The 18,405-nt window shown below is 67.6% G+C and carries 15 protein-coding genes and 2 pseudogenes; 11 read left to right on the plus strand and 6 right to left on the minus strand.

From position 1 onward, the window contains the following. The first annotated feature begins 51 nt into the window (after nt 1-51). The 3 genes and pseudogenes from ACWFR3_RS43970 to ACWFR3_RS43980 all read left to right on the plus strand — a co-directional run. Nucleotides 52-1,728, plus strand: a complete 1,677-nt coding sequence (locus ACWFR3_RS43970; RefSeq protein WP_453740320.1) for an IS1182 family transposase — start codon at nt 52-54, stop codon at nt 1,726-1,728. Between the two features lie 97 nt (nt 1,729-1,825). After that, nucleotides 1,826-2,515: a methyltransferase domain-containing protein gene (locus ACWFR3_RS43975; protein ID WP_453740321.1), complete on the plus strand. Its 690-nt coding sequence runs from the start codon at nt 1,826-1,828 to the stop codon at nt 2,513-2,515. Nucleotides 2,516-2,768: 253 nt separating this feature from the next. Beyond that, nucleotides 2,769-3,506 (plus strand): annotated as a pseudogene (locus ACWFR3_RS43980) (NF041680 family putative transposase); the annotation flags it as partial. Nucleotides 3,507-3,548: 42 nt separating this feature from the next. On the opposite strand, the gene ACWFR3_RS43985 reads toward ACWFR3_RS43980, so the two are convergent. The 4 genes and pseudogenes from ACWFR3_RS43985 to ACWFR3_RS44000 all read right to left on the minus strand — a co-directional run bounded on the left by ACWFR3_RS43985 (nt 3,549) and on the right by ACWFR3_RS44000 (nt 6,812). Then, on the minus strand, nt 3,549-4,016 hold the full coding sequence (locus ACWFR3_RS43985; RefSeq protein WP_453740322.1) for an RICIN domain-containing protein: 468 nt from the start codon (nt 4,014-4,016) through the stop codon (nt 3,549-3,551). A gap of 198 nt (nt 4,017-4,214) precedes the next feature. After that, nucleotides 4,215-5,432, minus strand: a pseudogene (locus ACWFR3_RS43990) (NF041680 family putative transposase); the annotation flags it as partial. Between the two features lie 126 nt (nt 5,433-5,558). Beyond that, nucleotides 5,559-6,095 carry a phosphoribosyltransferase gene (locus tag ACWFR3_RS43995; RefSeq protein ID WP_453740323.1) on the minus strand — a complete coding sequence of 179 codons (537 nt, stop codon included), beginning with the start codon at nt 6,093-6,095 and terminating at the stop codon, nt 5,559-5,561. Nucleotides 6,096-6,188: 93 nt separating this feature from the next. Further along, nucleotides 6,189-6,812 (minus strand): SMI1/KNR4 family protein, encoded by a 624-nt coding sequence (locus ACWFR3_RS44000; protein WP_453740324.1) that lies wholly within the window; start codon nt 6,810-6,812, stop codon nt 6,189-6,191. A 526-nt stretch (nt 6,813-7,338) separates the two neighbouring features. On the opposite strand from ACWFR3_RS44000, the gene ACWFR3_RS44005 reads away from it, so the two are divergent. From ACWFR3_RS44005 to ACWFR3_RS44030, 6 genes are all read left to right on the plus strand, one after another. Next, on the plus strand, nt 7,339-9,432 hold the full coding sequence (locus tag ACWFR3_RS44005; RefSeq protein WP_453740325.1) for an NACHT domain-containing protein: 2,094 nt from the start codon (nt 7,339-7,341) through the stop codon (nt 9,430-9,432). A 2,327-nt stretch (nt 9,433-11,759) separates the two neighbouring features. Continuing rightward, nucleotides 11,760-12,590: a GAF and ANTAR domain-containing protein gene (locus ACWFR3_RS44010; RefSeq protein ID WP_453740326.1), complete on the plus strand. Its 831-nt coding sequence runs from the start codon at nt 11,760-11,762 to the stop codon at nt 12,588-12,590. Between the two features lie 257 nt (nt 12,591-12,847). Continuing rightward, complete coding sequence (locus ACWFR3_RS44015) at nt 12,848-13,537, plus strand: hypothetical protein (protein WP_453740327.1); 690 nt, start codon at nt 12,848-12,850, stop codon at nt 13,535-13,537. A gap of 62 nt (nt 13,538-13,599) precedes the next feature. Next, entirely contained in the window at nt 13,600-14,025 is a 426-nt protein-coding gene (locus tag ACWFR3_RS44020; RefSeq protein ID WP_453740328.1) for a hypothetical protein, read from the plus strand. A 296-nt stretch (nt 14,026-14,321) separates the two neighbouring features. Further along, entirely contained in the window at nt 14,322-14,492 is a 171-nt protein-coding gene (locus ACWFR3_RS44025) for a hypothetical protein (RefSeq protein WP_453740329.1), read from the plus strand. Nucleotides 14,493-15,367: 875 nt separating this feature from the next. After that, nucleotides 15,368-15,793, plus strand: a complete 426-nt coding sequence (locus ACWFR3_RS44030; RefSeq protein WP_453740330.1) for a hypothetical protein — start codon at nt 15,368-15,370, stop codon at nt 15,791-15,793. Between the two features lie 239 nt (nt 15,794-16,032). On the opposite strand, the gene ACWFR3_RS44035 is transcribed toward ACWFR3_RS44030, so the two are convergent. Continuing rightward, entirely contained in the window at nt 16,033-16,221 is a 189-nt protein-coding gene (locus ACWFR3_RS44035; RefSeq protein ID WP_453740331.1) for a hypothetical protein, read from the minus strand. A 532-nt stretch (nt 16,222-16,753) separates the two neighbouring features. Here ACWFR3_RS44035 and ACWFR3_RS44040 point away from each other — a divergent pair. After that, on the plus strand, nt 16,754-17,131 hold the full coding sequence (locus tag ACWFR3_RS44040; protein ID WP_453740332.1) for a hypothetical protein: 378 nt from the start codon (nt 16,754-16,756) through the stop codon (nt 17,129-17,131). 10 nt (nt 17,132-17,141) lie between these two features. Beyond that, on the plus strand, nt 17,142-17,693 hold the full coding sequence (locus ACWFR3_RS44045) for a GNAT family N-acetyltransferase (RefSeq protein ID WP_453740333.1): 552 nt from the start codon (nt 17,142-17,144) through the stop codon (nt 17,691-17,693). 152 nt (nt 17,694-17,845) lie between these two features. Here ACWFR3_RS44045 and ACWFR3_RS44050 read toward each other — a convergent pair. Continuing rightward, on the minus strand, nt 17,846-18,405 hold a 560-nt coding region (locus ACWFR3_RS44050; protein WP_453740334.1), incomplete at its 5' end, for a transposase.

Here is an 18,405-nt window from a genome sequence, read left to right on the forward strand (position 1 = left end):
GCCCCCAAGACTCGTGTCTTGGGGGCCGACGTTGTGGCGTGGAGAGTTGCCATGTCGATGCATCCGTATGAGGTGGGTGAGGTCCCGGCGGAGACAGTGCGGGTGGCGCGGGCCGCATTTCCCCGGGGCAGCCTCGCCATCCGGGTCCGGGACGAGCTGGGCGTGCTGTTCCGGGACGAGGACTTCGCCGCGTTGTTCCCCAGCAGGGGAAGGCCGGCGTGGTCGCCGGGCCGACTGGTGCTGGTTCTGGTGCTGCAGTTCGTCGAGGGGCTGACCGACCGGCAGGCCGCGGAGGCAGTACGAGCCAGGATCGACTTCAAGTACGCTCTCGGGCTGGACTTGGACGATCCCGGTTTCGACTTCTCGGTCCTCTCGGAGTTTCGGGACCGGTTGATCGAGGCGGACGCGGGCCCCAAGGTCCTCGACGGCATACTCGCCGCAGCCCGGGACAGGGGATTGCTGGCCGGCGGCGGGAAGGCTCGCACCGACTCCACCCATGTGCTGTCCGCGGCACGCGAGTTGGGGTGGCTGGAGTTCGTGTCGGAGACCTTGCGCGCCGCGCTCAACGCCCTGGCGCAGGCCGCACCGGAGTGGCTGCGAGGGGTCGCCGAACCGGACTGGTTCAGGCACTACTCCAGCCGGACCGAGGAGTCCCGGTTCCCCAAGGCACGCGCCCAGCGCAGTGAGATCGGCCGTCGGGTCGGCGCGGACGGGATGCGGCTGCTCGCGGCCGTGACCTCACCGAATGCCCCTGGCCAACTGCGCTCCCTGACGCAGCTCGAGATCCTGCGTCAGGTCTGGATCCAGCACTTCCACCTGGTCGAGGGCGAAGTGCAGCGCCGAGTCCCAAAGGACCGCCCGCCGGGCACCAAACGCCTGGTCACTCCCTACGATCCGGAGGCCCGCACCGGCTCCAAGCGTGATCTCGACTGGGACGGCTACAAGGTCCATCTCACCGAAACCTGCGGCCCCGGCGTGCTGAACCTGATCACCCACGTGATCACCACCCTCGCCTCGATCGGCGACGAGCGGATGGCCGCCGTGGTCCACGGAGGTCTGGGCAGACGAGAGCTGCTCCCCGAGGAGCACTGGGTCGACACCGGGTACGCGAACAGTCCTGCCATGGTCGCCGCCCGCAGGGACCACGGCGTCGAACTGCACGGCCCGCTCCAGGCGGTCACCAGTGTCCAGAGCCGGCGCGACGGCGGCACCTACGGCCAGGATGCCTTCACCATCGACTGGGATGGTCGGCAAGTGACCTGCCCGAGCGGGCGCACCAACACATCCTGGGCACTGGCGTCTTCTCAGCGGCGCACGCCGGTCATCCGCGTCAGATTCTCCGTGCTGGACTGCGGTCCGTGTCCGCGGCTGCGTGACTGCGTCAGCGCCCCCAAGGCCAAGCAGCGGCAGCTCACGCTCCGCCCCCGCGAGGAACACGACGCCCTCCAGAGCACTCGGACCCTCCAGCAGACCGAGGAGTGGAAGGAGCGATACAAGATCCGAGCCGGGGTCGAAGGCACCATCTCCCAAGCAGTCGGGCGCTGTGGTCTGCGCAGAGCCCGTTACCAAGGACTGGCCAAAACCAGTCTCCAGCACCAGCTCACCGGCGCCGCGATCAACCTAGCCCGCATCTACGCGCACCTGACGAACATCCCTCCAGCCCGCACGCGCATCAGCCACTTCGCAGCACTCCGCCCCGCTGAATCAGATTCAGCGGGGCGGAATTAGCCAACAGCATCCGGCCCTGGCCGGGGCACAGCACTCGCCCGGAGGAGGATGACCAAAACCAGCCCAACGTCAGACCGCACCCGCCAAGATGGTGCGGATGTCGACCACAGCAGACCTCTGGCACCACTACGGCCGCACCCGCGCCGACAGCGACCGCGCCATCCCCGATGCCTTCCACTGGATCTGGAGCCAGGACGGCGGCCCCGGCTGCGAAGTGCTGGGCGATCTCACGGGACACGTGGTCGGCGACCTCGGCGCCGGCGCCGCCCGGCACGCCGCACACCTGGCCCTCCACCACGAGCCCGCCGAGATCGTTGCCATCGATGCCTCCCCCGCGCAGTACGAGATGGCCACCGACCTGTTCGCCCACCTCGCCCCATGCCTGCGTATCGCGCCGTACGACGCCGTGCCCCACCTGCAGGCGACGAAGAGCGGCTACGACGTGCTGTACAGCGTGTTCGGGGCCGTCGACTTCACCGATCCGCGCGAGCTGCTGCCGGCGACAGCCGCTGCGCTGAAGCCGGGCGGACGGCTGGTCTTCTCCACCCTGGCCCACTACCTGAACGGCGCTCCGGCCCAACCGGACCTGGTGGCAGCCGACATCCCCGCAAAGACTCCCGAGGGAAAGACTGTCTCGCTGCGCCGCTGGGTCCTCCAGGAGCAGGTATGGGTGAAGGCCCTCGACGAGGCCGGATTCACCAACATCGCCGTGGACATGCTGCCGGCGAAGTCTGACGGACCTCGAGCGGCGGACACGTTGCTCGTGATCGCTGACCGGCGGTGCTGACCTCCCCGCCCGCTCTACTCAAGGATGGTCGCCCTTCGCTCTGCCTGAACCGAGCTGTCGTACCGCAGTGCCTCGTGCCGCTCTCCTGGCCAAAGACCGGAAACGGGGGATCGGCCGTGACATTCTGCGTGACCGAGACGGAGCGCGCTGGTCGGAACTGCTCCCCGCGCACGCGGGGATGGACCCAGGCCGCCCCAGCCCCGCCGTCCGGCGACCAGCTGGTCCCCGCGCATGCGGGGATGGGCCCGCCCAGGTCCCCCGGGGCGGGCGGCCGCCGAAGCACGGCAAGGAGCTGCGCTTCGCCAAGCCGGAGACCTAGGGCGAGCCGGACGTGGCAACCGTGCAGGTCGCCGACCGATACGGCACTATCCGGGCGATGGCCTGGGACCGTCTCCACCCCGCATGACCACCCGCTCCGCGTGGATCGACCACACCGGTCAACTCCCCGTCATCGAGGGCACGCTGATCCGCCTCCAGGTCGACCGCCTGCCGGGCGGAGGCGCCCCGCTTCCGCTCTGGCTCTGGTCGTCCGCCACCGGCCTGAACAGCGAGGAGGTCGACGTGCGCTGGCAGTCGTTCCTGCGGAGGCCCGACATCGAACACCTGTTCAGGCTGATGAAACAGACCCTCGGGTGGACCCGTCCGAGGCTGCGAACCTTCGAGGCCGGCGAGCGCTGGACCTGGCTGATGATCGCCGCGCACACCCAGATCCGTCTTCTGCGCGAGGCCGCCGCCGACTTGCGGCGGCCGTGGGAGAAGCCCGCCGAGCCCGGTCGGCTCACCCCCGCCCGAGTCCGCCGGGGGTTTCGGAACATCCGCCCGCACCTGCACAGTCCGGCCCGCGCACCGAAACCCTCAACTCCCTGCCTTGGCAGGCCGCTTGGCTCGAAGAGCCAGCGGCCCGCCACCGGCTACGACGTGGGCAAGACCGTGATACGACCCCGAGAGGATCACCGAACGAAACCAATCCAGGCCACGAGGAACAAGCTGAGTGCCGCTGACCTTCAAAAGACACGCACTTTGGCGCGAACGTTCACCATCTGATGAACCACTGCCGGGAGGGAGCGGTGCTGCACGCGCCCAGGCTCACGTGATGGATCGCTCCCGATCCGGCGACGAGGCACGTCTTGGTCGACTTGTTGACCACCTGCACACCCCCAGTGCCGTCCTCGTGCAGTGTCCACACGGCTGCCGGGTCGGTCGACGAGCAGTCCCTCATCACCGGAACTCCATTGCGGGCGACCAAGCAGAGCCTGTTACCAACGTTCTGGCGCAGTTCGGTCGGCGTCTCGACGTACGTGGCCATCAGCCACGTCTGGTAAGCGCCCTGGTTGCAGTCGGTCGTGTAGGGCCCGTAGTCGGCCCTGTAGTCGAGGCACTCTCCCGCATCGGCCCAGCTCTCCAGGTGCCGGTACGACATCTCTGCCGCGTTCGCGGGCGCGGATCCCACGCCCCAACACAGCGCAGCGGCCGCCCCCATGACGGCAAGCTTCTTCAGCACGCGCGATCCTCTCGTTTCGGGGCGCGACGAACTGCCCAGCGAAATTACATAGGACTACCGGGCGGTAGGCGGGCAAACGGCCCAATGATTCCGTGCCCCGCGACTCGCCATGACGTCGGGAAAGCGACCAGGCGACCCGAGAGCATCATCGAGCGCGACAGCCTCAGATGTTGAAAGACAAGCTCAGGAGGCGTCGTGTTTGGCAGGTTTCTCCCAGGACCGCCGGAGATCGGCGGCCAGCGGTCGGACGAGGCGGAGTTGGGTGTACGCGACGACCAGGAGCCAGGTCCAGTGGTCCGCCGCCTCAGGGGTACGGATCTTCGGTGTGGTCCAGCCGAGCGTCTGCTTTCCGAACCGGAAGGTGTGTTCCAGGTCGAATCTTCTGAGGAACACCTGCCACCACAAGTCCACGTCCGCCGCGGCGGCTCCGGTCTTCGAGGACCATAACCACACGGCGGGGCCTCGCGGTCTTTCGACAGGTGCTCGACCTTGAGGCGGATCAGGGTGCCTTCGACGATGGGGAGTTCGCCGGTGTGCTCCAGCCAGGCCGAGCGGTGGGTCACCCGCGGGTGGACCCGGTCCCATGCCGGGGCTTCGGCCTTGCCGTGGTTACCGTGTCGGTGGTGGTGAGAGCGGGTTCGGGCCAGGTATCGGGCTTGCAGAAGCTGAATTCCGGCCCATGCTTGGGCGGTCGGCCGCCCTTGGGGGCGTAGATGCTGGGCGGCTTGGGCAGATGCATCACCCGGTCGCTGCGGATGCGTCCGACCAGTTCAACGGGCAGGTCGCGCAAGGCCCAGGCCAGCCGGGTGACGTCGTAGCCAGCGTCCATGACGATCGTGATGTCCGGGCCTGTGGGCGTCCACTGGCCGACCGCGACAAGCCGCTCAACAACCGCCCGCAGCTGGTCGGCGGTGACCGCGCTCGCGTCGTCTTCGGGACCGAGCCGAATCACGTCAAGGATTCCGGTCCATGAGGTGGCACCGGGCTCCAGCACGGCGACGAACGAGTACGGCCAGCCCGGGATGAACTGCGACGTGGGCTTCGCCCGCCCGTAGACGTGGCAGAAGAGCCGCTCCGCCGAGCACGGGGCGTCCGAACGCAACCACGGCGACCCCCAGGACCAGGCGCCCGCCCTAGAAACGGGGCAACGGCAGCCCGACCAGCCCCGGCCGCAAACGCTCGACGCCGATTCGGCCGTGGTTGAGGGCTCCGTACAACGCTCCATGCCCACGCCGATGTTCGGGCACCAGCGTCAGATCCACCGGAGACCACCGGCCCGTCGACGCACAGCACCGCGTCAGCCAGTTCGAACAGTTCGTCCCGACGGGCGGTCAGACACGCGTAGTACTCGCTGCGGAAAAGGGAGGCGTTCGCGAAGGCCTCCACCCGAACAGCATCAGCCAGCACTCTAACCATCACGGCCTTCGTCGCAGTCACATGCATCCTGGTAGGAGCACAGGATCAGACGGAGCCTGCCCCCATCACCGCTGAACTGCGCAAGCCTTCCTCACGTTCGGACTTGTTCGAAGTACGACACTGAACTCAGATCTCGGACGGCGGGAGTTCCCGCGCATCCAGCAGCCCCCGAACGGTGCCGAGTGCGTTCTTTGGCATCGTGGTGAGCTGATCAACGATGACGCTGCATCCCAACCAGGTGGCCCCGCATTCCTCGGCCATGCTCCTGACTGCCGCAGCCTGGTTCCCGGTCTCGATCCAGTCATCGACCAAGAGAACCCGGCCCGCCGGCCCCAGCGCGGACCGCTGGAGCCGCAGCGTGTGGTGAATGTGCCGGTAATCGGGAGCCGACTGGCGCACCATTTTGTCGCCCGGGAAGAGGCCTTCCCCCTTCCGAACAGGAACGAACCCGACGCCGAGCTCGACCGCTGCGGCACCTCCCAAGAGGAATCCCCGCGACTCGATCCCGCAGACTGCGGTAACCCCATCGTCCCGGAACGGTTCCACCAGACCTGCGACCACTGCGGGCAGCGCCTTGGCGTCCCGGAAGATCGCCCACACATCGGCGTGCCCGCCGACCCATCGAAAGTGCTCCAGCGTCAGATCACGTGCGGTCGTAGGCATGAGCGGGAGTCTCCCGATCGCCGGATTGCCCAGCAACCCAATATCAACCGGCCTCTCTCGGTACCGGCCCGCACCCGTAGATAGAGAGCAAGCTCAGAGCCCTCCGTAGCGGTTATCCAGGGCTGGCATGTCCCAGACCGCTGGCACGCCGTCCTGTTCTGCGTCTGCGTCCTCCCAGTACGGAAGCCCCTGTTCGTCCGTGGTGAGCACGTAGTCCAGGACATCCGTGGCAGAGCCGTCGGACAGGGCCTGCGCGGCCCAGCTGAGCAGGGCTTGCAGCGAGGTGTACTGGGGAAGGTCGTCGAACCGTCCACCGTCACCGTGGGCATGCACACCGATGCGACCGTGCCGGTCACCCGGTGCCATCTCGACGAAGAGGGAACCCCCGGCGCCATCTACGGCCAGCGGCAACCAGGACGAACGCCAATACCGCAGTTCATCGGGAACGTCCCGCTGCTGTGACCCGGTCCACCACACGTAGTCTTTCGCGATCTGGGCTGCGCCGGAGAGGCGGTAGTTGCCGGGCAGCAGAAACTCCCCCGAACCGTTATGGCGGCGCAGGGACGCCACCAGGTCGTCAGGAAACACGAGCCCGCAATGGCGTTCTGCCGCGCGTACCGCATCAGAGCCCGTGGCAGGAGGGAATGAGGCGTACGCCGACGGCGCGTACTCACATAACCAGTTCTCGATCCGCAACCACGAGCCGTCAATCGTCATGGCATGCATCGTCGTCCGCGGGACCACCAGACACCAGACCGGTGTCATTGCTCGGCACCACAACCACCCCGTAGATAAAGAAGAAGCTCAGATCGTGGACATCGGGATTCACTGGTCCCCGCTCGTGCGGGGATGGCCCCACGGTGCGCGTCTTGCGCGACAAGTGGATGGCCTGCTCCCCGCGCGTGCGGGGATGGACCTGGGCCCGATCACTCCATGGGATTTCTGGCGACTGCTCCCCGCCCGCGAGGGTGGACCCGACGTGTTCGACGGCAAGGGAGCCTGATCAGTGCTGCTCCCCGCCCGCGCGGGATGGACCCGAGTGGCTATGACGCCGTTCGCTGGCTCCACCGTGTTGGCTTGGGGTGGCCCCACTTTGTGAAGATCCGTGATGCATGGGCGTAGCCCTACCGACAGCCCTCATGTTATGAGCTCTATGGCGCTGTTCGAGCGCGCGGAGAGTTCTCATCCAGGCATGAAGACGGGATAGGGGACGGGGGCAGAGATGGGGAGACGGGACCACAGTGTGCAGGTCGTCGGGTCCTGGTTCTGGCTCCTGTACGTGGCAGGGGCTTTAGGGGCCCTGATATTGGTATGGCGGTCGGAGTCGACGGTCGCCACGACGGCTGCCGCGCTGTTACTTGCCCTACCTGGGGCCTATCTCGGCTGGCAGACCTTCCGGCACGATCGCGCCGAGGCGGCCAGCCCTGGTGACCTGGGCGCGGTCGCGGACCGGTTGGCGATCGCAGTGCGGAAGCAGGCCGATGCCGAGGCGGCGCTGCGCCGCGTGGAGGATCCCTATCCTCTCCCGGTGGCTTGGCGAGCCGCAGATGCGCATCTGGTCGAACGCTGGGACGCTCTTGCCGCAGTCGCTCACGCATGGCCGGGCGGACCGCCAGGGGATCCTGGTCTTTGGCCAGCGGATGCCGCCGGACTGAGCGGCGTCGGGGCGGACATCGGCGAGGTCTACGTCAGACGGGTACCCACGCGTCGGCTGGTGATTCTCGGCGCACCGGGCTCCGGCAAGAGCGTGCTGCTCCTGCGCCTTGTTCATGAGTTGGTCGAGCGTCGACGTCCGGGCGGCCCGGTGCCGATCGTGCTATCTCTGGCCTCCTGGGACCCTGTTGCACGGTCCCTGGCCGAGTGGGTCGCCGATCAGCTGCGCCTCAGCAATCCCGGCTTGGCCGCGAGCGCACCTGGGAACGTCACCGGCTCTGGACTCGACTTGGCCCAAGCCTTGTGGGACGAGCGGCTCATCCTGCCGCTGCTGGATGGCTTCGACGAACTTCCTCCGGCTTTGCATTCTGTCGCCCTCAATACCCTGAATCGGTCCCTGCCCGCGAAACACCCGGTGGTCCTGGCCAGCCGGACTGCCGAGTTCGACGCGGCGCTGGCCCAGACGCAGCGGCTGGTCCTCAATAGCGCCGCTGGCATCTGCCTGCTGCCCGTGGACCGCGATGCGGCCGCTGCCTACCTGCGTCGCGACGCGGGCGACCAGCACTCCTCCGCTGTCGCTCGCTGGGATCGGGTTACCGCGCAACTCGGTACGGCAACGCCCGTTGGGCAAGCCCTTGCTACCCCGCTGGGCCTCTTCCTGGCCCGCACTATCTACAACCCCTGCCACGCGTCCACGCCCGGTCCAGCCCGGCATCCCGACTCGCTCTGCGACACCATCACTTTCCCCACTCGTAGGGCCCTCAACGACCACCTGTTCAGTGCTTTCATCTCCGCCGCGTATACCACCGACAGCGGCGAACGTCCGCACTGGACGGATGAGCAGGCCGAGCGCGCCCTCATCTTCCTCGCCGGCCACCTGCGCATCCAACACGGCGGAGCCCCCGACCTGGCTTGGTGGCAACTGTCTGCATTAGTTCCCACCGGCACACGCCACCTCGCGGTTGCGCTCACGCTAGGGCTAATAAGCACACCCGTGTTCGGAATCGGAGTCGCGTTCATTCTCGGGCCCGTGGGGGCACTCGTGGGAGCGCCCCTGGGCGGGGTCCTTATGGGTCTTGAGGTTTGGGGCGGACTGAGATATGCGGCGAGGTATGCAACTCCCCGTGCTCAAGTCCCGCATAGGCGGCTGCTTTGGGCGTTCACCTGGGGCAAGCTCCTAATCGGGATTTCGTGCGGGCTCTCATTCGGGTTGCTCGCGTGGCTCACGGCCGGGCTCGGAACCGGGCTCACATACTGGCTCGGCACCGCGCTCCTGGTCGGAATCGCGGTCGGGCTGCATACCGAAGACGTGGACCTCAACACTGCAGTGACGCCGTCCGCAGTCTTAGCTCAAGACCGCCGCGTCTTCCTCTGTCTCTGCACTGTGGTCATCGTGATGGTCGGGCTTCCGTTGGGGCTCGTGTCCGGGCTCCTAGGTGGGCCCGCAGTTGGGCTGATATTTGGACTCACGTACGGACTTATGGGCGGGGCCGCTGGTTTTGCGACGTCAGCTTGGCCAGTCTTTCTGTTCACTCGGGCGTATCTGGCGGTGCGGGGGCACCTTCCGTGGCGTGTGATGGCGTTCCTGAACGATGCGTGCCAGCGCGGTGTGCTGCGTCAGATCGGCGCGGTGTACCAGTTCCGCCACATTGACCTACAGCGTCATCTGGCAGTGCGGTACTGAATCGCGCGATTGCACGCAGCACTCCTGCCGTGAGATCGCCCTCGTGAGGACTCGCTCGATCACCGTAGATCTTCACAAAATGGGGCCATCCAGAGCCAACATGGCGGAGCCAGCGAACGACGTCATAGCCAGACCCGAGGCTTGGCTGACCACCGTCGTGGGGGCTGGCTGTTCCCCGCGCACGCGGGGATGGTTCGGAGTGCAGGGGGGCTGGTGGGGTCTGGGTGTGGAGGAGCCGTCTCCGTGTCGTTGGTGTGGTTATTGGTAGTCGCTGGTTCTGGTGAGGGCGTCGGTGCGGGTGGCGGGGGCACGGTCGTGGAGGAAGGCGGTGACGCGTTGGAGCTGGCTGGCGGCGACGATGGTGAGCTGGCCGAGGGGGGCGAGCTTGGGCGTTGTGGTCGGCGGCCTGTTCCAGGGCGGCGATGTGGCTGCGGCCCGGGCGGTGTTGTTCGGCGAAGACTTCCTCGAGGTGGGGGCCGTGGATCAGGACGGGGCCGACGGGATGCCCGTTGATGGTGAAGGTGCTGTAGTGGTCGTACTGGTCCAGGTCGGCGACCTGCGCGGCGCTGGTCCGCTCTCCCCATTCCTCGGTGATGGACGTGACTGCGGCTTTGGAGCCGCGGGTGGTGGAGAGGGTGGAGGCGTTCTGGATCAGGGACTGGCGGACTGCGAGGGGCAGGCGGCCCAGGAGCTGGGTCAGTGCGTGCAGCTGGATCTTGTATTTGCGGAAGTCTTCGAACGTGCCGGCGATGGAGTCGCCTCCCGCCCCGGCCAGCGTGATCAGCTCGTCGAGGTAGCCGCGGAAGGGCACCCGCTGGTGTGCGGGGAGTTCGGCGCGGGAGCGTCCGGCGCGCAGCAGGTCGCGGTTGAGGAGGGCGGTCAGGAGCCGGTCGGTGGGACCGTTGCCCGCCGTGCTCACCCACACGATCCACCGGTGGTCCATGGCGGCGCGGATGTTGTAGACGCCCAGCGGCTGGCCGAGGAAGGCGTGGGTGACGGGGTTGGCGGCCAGCCTGGCGAGGGGTTGAGCAGCACGTTGAAGGAGTCGGGCGGGAAGGTGGGGAAGGTGGTATGCCACCAGGCCCGGGTCTCGTCGCCCAGGACGGGTTCGACGAGGGCCAGGGCGCTGGCGCGGAACCCGGGGTCGGTCAGCAGGGCCCGCACGTGGAAGAGGGTGGCCTGGTCTTGGCTGCGGTCGGCGCGGCAGGCCAGCTGGTTGAGGGTGGTCAGCACGGTCAGCGCCTCGGTGAAGATTGCGATGGCGCGGGGGGCGTTGGCGTCGTCCCAGCCGAAACGCGGTGGCGAAGGCGTCGACCACATCCTCGACGACTTCATAGGTCTGGCGGCCCTGGTGCATGCCGATCGGGTTCCACGCGCTGATCAGCGGGTTGGGGCCGCGGCCGGTGGCCCGCAGATCGATCCGCGCGATGTGCTGCATGATCGGCTCGTGGGCGAGGAAGGGCGCCACCCGCAGCCAGGAGTCGTGATGCGGGTCGACGAACAGCAGGCCCCCGCCCGCATGCGCGTAGCCGACCGCCTGGGCGGCAGCCCGTTCCGTCTTGCCGCCGCCGGCCTTGCCCACGCCGATCTCGAAGAGGGTCTGCTCCGCATGGGTGGCCACCAGGCGCCGCCGGCCGTCGGGCGTTGGGGGGTACCAGCCCTGGAGCAGCAGGCCGGGATCGCCGTGCACGAAGGTGGGCAGGTCGGCGGGGAGCAGCGGCATCCGGCACCAGGTGGTGGGCGGCTTGAGAAGGCCCAGCAGTTCCTCCGGGCACAGCCAGTTAGGGGCCGGCGGCAGGCACTGTCCGGTGCGCCAGCGCCGGTCGAAACGCTTCCGGCGGGACCACCGGTCGGCGCCCCGGCGCCAGGGCTCGACTCTTAGGCCGCGCATCGCCCAGCGGGCGGATACGCCGAACACATCGAGACCTGCCTGGATGCGGGCGAGGCGGGCCCGGGCGCGGCCTTGGGTGTCGGAGGCGCAGCGCACCAGGATCTGCACGCGCATCAGGTGGCTGTCCTCGGCCAGTTTGCCCAGGGCCAGGGCGCGGTCGACGCGGGCCGGGGGAGCCGACATCAGGATGCGCTCGCCCCCTGCCCCGCCGTGGCGGCCGGGGATGACCAGCTGGCGGAGCTGTCCGATGGGGGAGTCGTCCAGGCGTGCGCTGTCGCGGCTCATCCAGCGGGCGGTGTGTGCCGCTTGGCGCTGTTCGTCGCGGCGCGCCTTGTGGATGACGTGCCAGCAGCCGCCGGTCGGGCTGGAGGGGGATTCGTGTGGGATGCCACGGGATTGCCGGGCAGGATGAATTCCGCGCGTACCTCGTGGGCACGTGGCCCCCGGGGTCGACGAGACGTACTACGAGCAACTCGCCGCACTGGGGGCGAAGAAGAGCCACGAGGTACTCACCGTGCTCAGGGATATGGCGGTGGCCCCGGAATCCACGCTGCAGGGAGCCTTGGACGAGGCCGTCGGCGTGATGCTCGCCGATGCGCAGGGTGAGCTCCATCTGGTTACCGCGTCGGACGAGCGGACCCGGCTGCTGGAGCTTTTCGCCCTGCAGTGCGGCCGGGCGCCGTGCTACCGCGAGGGCACCGCCCGGCTCGACGTCCTCCTCGAACCCGCCGCGCACAGAAGTGGGTTCCCCCGCTTGGCCGCGCGCGCCCGGCAGCAGGGCTTCGCCACCACCCACGCGCTGCCGATGCGGCTGCGGCACCAGGTGGTGGGCGTGCTGAACCTCTTCGACAGCCGGGAACGCAAACTCGGCGCCAGCGACGCGCGGGTGTCGCAGGCACTGGCTGAAGTGGCGGCCATCGCCGTCTTGCAGCACCGCACGCTCGTGCAGGCCGACCTTGAGCGGGCCCAGCTGCGGTCCGCCCTGTCCAGCCGCATCGTCATCGAGCAGGCCATGGGCGTCCTGGCCGAGCGCTGGCACACCAGCCCGGACGAGGCTTTCGCCGCCCTGCGCCGGTACGCCCGCACGCACCGCCTTCCCCTGCACGTGCTGTGCCGGCAGTTCATCGGCGGCTCGCTCAAGGCGTCGGCCCTGAAGGCCGGTGGCAGCGCCGCATGGCCGACGGGTGCCGGCCGCGAACGTGATCGCGGCACCGCCGACATACCGGCTCGATACTGGTCGCGCCATCCCTTCCAGTGGCTTCGCTGACGGGACGGGGCTGCCCCGTGAGGAGCGGCGGCGGGTGTGTTCGCGTGCGGCAAGGCGGCTGTGACCCGATGCCGGCTCTCGTCGGCACATGCGGAGGCGGTTGGGGAGGATGGTTGTCCTGTAGTGATGCATATGCCAAGGGCATGACCTCAATTCTTGCTCAGAAGATCAGCCGTTGTCTTCACGCAGAGCAGCCGGCCCCGTACTTTCAGCTCACCGGCCACCCGTGAGAGGTGGCCCATCGGGGAAGGTGCCTCGTGGGCATCAGAACAACCAGGGGTCTGCTCATTCGGGCAGCCACCTTTCTGCTTTGCGCGGGGCTGACCACTCCCGCCCTGGCAGACACACCCAGTCCAGAGCCCGTAGCTGGTAGCTCGGCAGACGCGGAGGACACCGTCGTCCAGCCTGGTCCGCCGGCCGAGCCGGAGGAGAGGGACCTCACCGAGGTCCAGGACCCCGAGGCTCCCGTAGAGGGCGGAGAGTTGCCGCCGGGGAAGGCCGACCCTGCTCCGGGCGCCGAGCACTGCAACCCAGGCGGTGTATACCGGCCCACCGGCAAGCACGGAAAGTTCCACAAGGGCGTCGGCCCGGTGCTCGCCAATTACAACGGCACGAGCCGTACTGCCAAGTCCCGGTTCGAGGCCGAAGTCGGCGGCAAGGTCGGCGTATCGGTATCTGCCGGGCTCAAGGTGAAGGTCAGCACACTGGTGCATGAGCTCGAGGGCGAGTTCAACGTCAGTCTGTCGCTTGAACTGAACGCCAAGATAGGCAACACCATCAGCGTGAATACCCCGGCCAAGAGAACCACGCATGCCAAGTACGGGGTCTACCGGCTGAAGCACAAGGGCAAGAGCTACTCCTACTACAGCAACTGCTCGACAACCCCGAAGAAGACGATCACCAGCTACTCCCCGTACCGGGTGGGCTGGTATCTGTGGGAGAGCTGATGCCCCACAGTGCCGGGCGTGCGGCTCTCCGCACAGCAGGTTGCGCAGCCGGGGTCCTGCTGGTGACCGCCGTACTCGGCGGCTGCTCGGGAGGAGATGCCTCGCCGAAGCAGTCGAAGCCGGCCCCCTCGACGACTCCCGCCAAGGACAAGGCCAGGCCCGAGCACATCCCCGGGGAGTCGGTCAGCAAGGCCCCGAAGCTGCCGGAGGGCAAGGCGCTGGCCGAGATCGCAGCAGCCAGGGGAAATCAGAACGTCCCGCTCGGCCGCCTCGCCGCGGGGCCGCTGTCCGTGCTCGTCAACTGCCAGGGCAAGGGCACACTCAAGGTCACCGTCCAGCCCATGGGAATGAACTTCCCGCTTGAGTGTGTAGACGGCGAGGTCAGCAGCACGTACAACGAGTTGGGACTCAAGAAGTCGAGGCCGCAGGGCACGGTCACCGTGACTGCGCCCTCCGCGGTTCGCTGGTCCCTCACCGTGGGGCAGTAGCAGCCGACGGTACAGCGCCCCGGGGCTCCTGCCCCGGGGCGCTGCTCTGCGTGTCCGGGCGTCTCAGCCCGCTGGAAATCATCAGGTGTCGCCCTTGGGTCTCACTCCAAGTTCCGCTCCGGCCACCGCTGCCGGCCGCAACATGCAATACCGAAATGAGAACTGCGGCACGTCCAATGCTTCTGCTCCGGCCGCTGGTCCTCGTGTCGATCGACAGCTGGGCGCATCCTCGGCGACGATGCGGTGCCGTCAAATCCTCACCAGCGGTGCCGTCAGATTCTCTCCGGGAGCTTTCCGTGTCGTCCAGGATTGCGGACATCGACTTCGATTTCGCCCGCGAGCTCAGGGTCTGCACCACCGTCGGGGCCCTGGCTGCCACGGGATGGGCTTTGGAGGAGCCGCTTTCGTACATGGTGAACGACGACGGCCTGCACGAATGGCAGTCGGCTACCGGGGACCACATGTAGGCTGTCCTGGCCTCCTGGACGCACCCGGGCATGCGAACCACCACGTGGCCGTCTGCGTCTACCACGGGGAAGCGGGCAGCGGTCGAGCCTGCCGGAGACCGCACGGCGAGCCGGACCTCAGATTCCTCTAGGGCGACCCGCTCGATCTCCACCCCCACACCGGGCAGAAGTACGTCAGCGACGCTCACTGCATTCTTCACACAACAGGTAATGCCCACTGTCCGCGATCAGGTGCACCCTCAAATCAGTTTCAGAGTTCGGGAGTTGAGCCAGAACCCGTTCTCATGAAAAGCCAGGACTCTTACTTTCCAACTTGTTGTGAAGGCTGGTTGTGGCGGTGCATGTGCTGGGTTCGGGGGCAGGCTGTGTCCGGGGCGGGGAGTTTGAAAGTCCTCCTCGCTTTGGCGCCACGCGGTCCGATTGAGGGTGACGGCATGATCCGTCTTGCGGAGTTGACCGGTTTTCTCCGTGCGCGTCTGTCTGAGGAGGCGGTCAGGGCGGAGCGTCTGCACGATGGGTGCTGTCCGGGGGCGGCGGTGCCGGAGTGCTGTTGCTGTGTGGTGTGTGTTGAGGCTGCGCTGGTGCGGCGGGAGGCGGACATACGGTCGGTGGACTGTTCCTCGTCGGGGTGGCCGGGCTGGGTGCCGTCAGTGGTGGCCGTCAGCTCGCCGGTCTGCTCGGGCAGCAGCTCGACGGTGTAGGTCGCGGTGAGCGGGGTCGGGCGTACCGCGCTGGTTGTACGCCACGTAACTCACCGGTCTTACGCCCTGCGGTTGACGATTTCCCCCTCGGGCGCCGCTAACTTCAACCCCGCCGATGTGGTCGGAGAACTGCTCCCGCCGGGCGCAGCGCCACTCTGCAACCAGGGGGAACGGATGAAGCCAGTCAACAGGTGTGTCGCAGTGATCGTCTCCGCCGCAGCAGTAACGGTGCTTGCCGTATCAGCGTCTCCCGCATCCGCGGAAGCCGCCGCTGACGGCGGCGGGAACTATGCCGCGATACTCAACGACAGCTGCGGAGACACGGAAGGCATCTACGGCTGGACCTACCGAGGCAAGGGCGGGGTCAAGCCCTATTACGACACCTACTGGGACTTCTCCGTCCGTGATACCTGTGCGGACAACAGGGCCGTCTCCCTGTACACCAAGTACAACAAGTGGACCGGGACCCGATGGGTGCCCTATACCGCCAGTTATCACCGTCTCCCGGCCGACGGCCTGGGCAGCAACGTTGCTGACGTCCGCATCTTCCTGTGCAAGGTCGGGCTCGCCAGCACCTGCGTGGAAATCTGGGAGTGGTAAATCCTGGGGGAGAAGCGTCAGCCGTGCAGGCCGCGGTGGACCTGAGGGCGAGGATGCTTGGCGCGGGGCTGGCCGAAGAATTGGTCCGCACTCACCACGTCCCCACTGAGGTCCCGCAGCCCGCCGCTGTACCCGACGCGCCGCGCCGGCGTCGCTCGGTGAAGGGCGCCGGGCGCCTTCTGGATCCGCTGGTGGCCGAGGTCGCTGCCTGCGCGGGCCAGGCTCGATGGTCCAGGGTGTCAGGAGTTCACGAGCCCTGCGTATTCGCAGGTCAGCTTGCTGTCGTCGAACGTCAGCCCGGGGGTGCATCGCCCGATGGAGTTGTTGTCCGGGTCGGGCGGGGCAGGACTGGCAGCTGTCGCGGGGGTGGCCAGGCCTGCGGCCGCCGTGGCAGCGAGCAGCGATGCGATAAGAACGTTCTTGAACATGGGGAGGCCTTCCGGGAGTGGTATTTCGGTCTGTTAACGAGTGTGTGTGCGGAAGTTACGCAGATCGTCGGTGATACCGAGAGTTCCTCACCCAGTGAGCGCACCGTTGTGTCGGAGTCGGGCGGTTGCAGCCTGTTGCTCCGGGGTCCGCGATTACGTCGGCAGAAACCTTCGCGGGGAGCTCCAGCCGGTCGCTCCCGCCGGCTGTCGGCCCGCGTCGTCACGCGCTGGGTTCCTCACCTATCCCGGCGCCCTTCCTTGAAGGCGCCGGCTCCAGCTCAAGGCCGGCCTGGCCAACTCCTGCCCGTGCGCCGGTCGCGGTTGGCACTGCGTGTAGCCGCGCCACACGAAGTGGACCAGGGCCTGATTGTGGGGAACATCTGTCGCGAACGGTCTCATCGACGCCGCCGACGATCTCGCAGACAGGGCCGAGGGTCCTCTTCACCCAGATAGGTGAGGCGGGAGTCCCGGGCCGGCTCGCGGGCGATCCTGTCCCTCGGGAAGGATGAGGCTTCGGGGCGAAGGTCCTGTGATGGGTGTGCTTCAGCAGCGGGACCGCGACGTGTTACTCGGGCAACTCTGTGAACCGCTCATCGCGCAGGCGGAAGAAGCGGTGCTGGGCTTCAGTGACCCAAGTGCCCCGAGCTGGGCGTTCGGCGACCTTGCAGGTACCCGATGTGACCTCGCGCTCGTACGGCTCTTCGGCGGAGACGTGGAAGGCGCAGCGGAGGCCATGCGGCCGGTATTGGACCTGCCCGCCTCGCACCGCAACAGCGGGATCATCGTCTCCGCCCTGCGCGTCAGGAATTCCCTGACTACAGGCCCCAGTCGAACGGCCGTCGCCGCGCGAGACCTGTGCGCGGAGATCGAGGCGTTCCCGGCCAGCCGGCCAGCACTGCCCCGAGGGTAAGGTCCGGGGCATGCACCCGGTCACTCGTTCCAGCGCACGTCTCGGCCTGCGGGAATTCGCCAGCGCAGACGTGCAGGCGGTGCTCGCCGTGTACGGTAGCCCCGCAGCCACCGAGCACCTCTCGTTCGAGCCGCGCAATCGCGAGCAGGTCGAGCAGATCGTGGCCCGATCCATCGCAGCGGCCGCGGCCACCCCTCGCACGGAGTATGCCCTGGCTGTCGTTGAGCAGGAGGCGGCCGAACTCATCGGATTCGGACGCCTGGCCCTCGACCCCCACCAGCCGCGCGCGGCCACCATGGGCTTCGCGCTGCGCCCGGACAAGTGGGGACAGGGGTACGGCGTTGAACTGGTGCGGCTGCTGCTCGGTGTCGGGTTCAACGACCTCGGCCTCCACCGCATTTGGGGCGCCCGCTCTCCGCTCAACGAGGCCTCCGCGAAAACAATGGCGGCCGTCGGCATGGTCGAGGAAGGCACGATCCGTGAGCACGTGCTGAAGGCGGGGGAGTGGCGGGACTCCGTCGTACACGCGATCCTCGACCGCGAGTTCTCTCCCGGCCCCTGAACGTCCGCTTCGATCTGACGGGAAAGGCGCCGTGGCACGGACCCCGGCTATTGCCGCGCGGCCAGAGCCTCCGAGCTGCGGCACCCGTCCCACCACGGCGTCGATGAACTCTGACTGAGCGTTTTGCCCTGTGGGGTGTGTTTGATCCCGTGCTAGGTTCCGCGCCAGTTCAGGGTGGCTTCGCCGGTGAGTCTGCGGGTCATGAGGTCGATCATCGCGAGGTGGATCATGGCTTCGGAGCGGTGGGGATGGGTTTCGTAGTCGCGGGCGAGTCGGCGGTGGTGCATGAGCCATCCGATGCTGCGCTCGATGGTCCACCGCCTCGGGATGATTTTGAATCCTTTGGTGCCGGGGGCGCGTTGGACGGGGTGGACATCGATGCCGAGGCGGGCGCCGTGGTTGATGGCGGTGGTGCGGTAGCCGGTGTCGACCCATGCCTTGGTCACGCGGGGGTGGGCGGCGGCGATGCGGGTCAGCAGGGTCACGCCGGCCGCGGTGTCGGAGATGCTGGCGGCGGTGACCAGCACGGTCAGCAGCAGGCCCAGGGTGTCGCAGCCGAGGTGGCGTTTGCGGCCGATGATCCGTTTCCCGGCGTCGGTGCCCTGGTCGACGAGGTGGGGCCTTGACCCCTGGTGTTGGACACACGAGACACTGGATCCTGAGGATCTGAGAACGGACATCTCGTGGTCATGAAGAACTACCCGCCGGAGTT

Source organism: Streptomyces sp. NPDC055189, from assembly GCF_053606765.1.

What these genes read in the sequence shown, in the direction of transcription:
- ACWFR3_RS43970 (WP_453740320.1), top strand. Translation starts at nt 52, where the DNA reads ATGTCGATGCATCCGTATGAGGTGGGTGAGGTCCCGGCGGAGACAGTG.
- ACWFR3_RS43975 (WP_453740321.1), top strand. Translation starts at nt 1,826, where the DNA reads ATGTCGACCACAGCAGACCTCTGGCACCACTACGGCCGCACCCGCGCC.
- ACWFR3_RS43995 (WP_453740323.1), bottom strand. Translation starts at nt 6,095, where the DNA reads ATGCCTACGACCGCACGTGATCTGACGCTGGAGCACTTTCGATGGGTC.
- ACWFR3_RS44000 (WP_453740324.1), bottom strand. Translation starts at nt 6,812, where the DNA reads ATGACGATTGACGGCTCGTGGTTGCGGATCGAGAACTGGTTATGTGAG.
- ACWFR3_RS44030 (WP_453740330.1), top strand. Translation starts at nt 15,368, where the DNA reads ATGAAGCCAGTCAACAGGTGTGTCGCAGTGATCGTCTCCGCCGCAGCA.
- ACWFR3_RS44035 (WP_453740331.1), bottom strand. Translation starts at nt 16,221, where the DNA reads ATGTTCAAGAACGTTCTTATCGCATCGCTGCTCGCTGCCACGGCGGCC.
- ACWFR3_RS44040 (WP_453740332.1), top strand. Translation starts at nt 16,754, where the DNA reads ATGGGTGTGCTTCAGCAGCGGGACCGCGACGTGTTACTCGGGCAACTC.
- ACWFR3_RS44045 (WP_453740333.1), top strand. Translation starts at nt 17,142, where the DNA reads ATGCACCCGGTCACTCGTTCCAGCGCACGTCTCGGCCTGCGGGAATTC.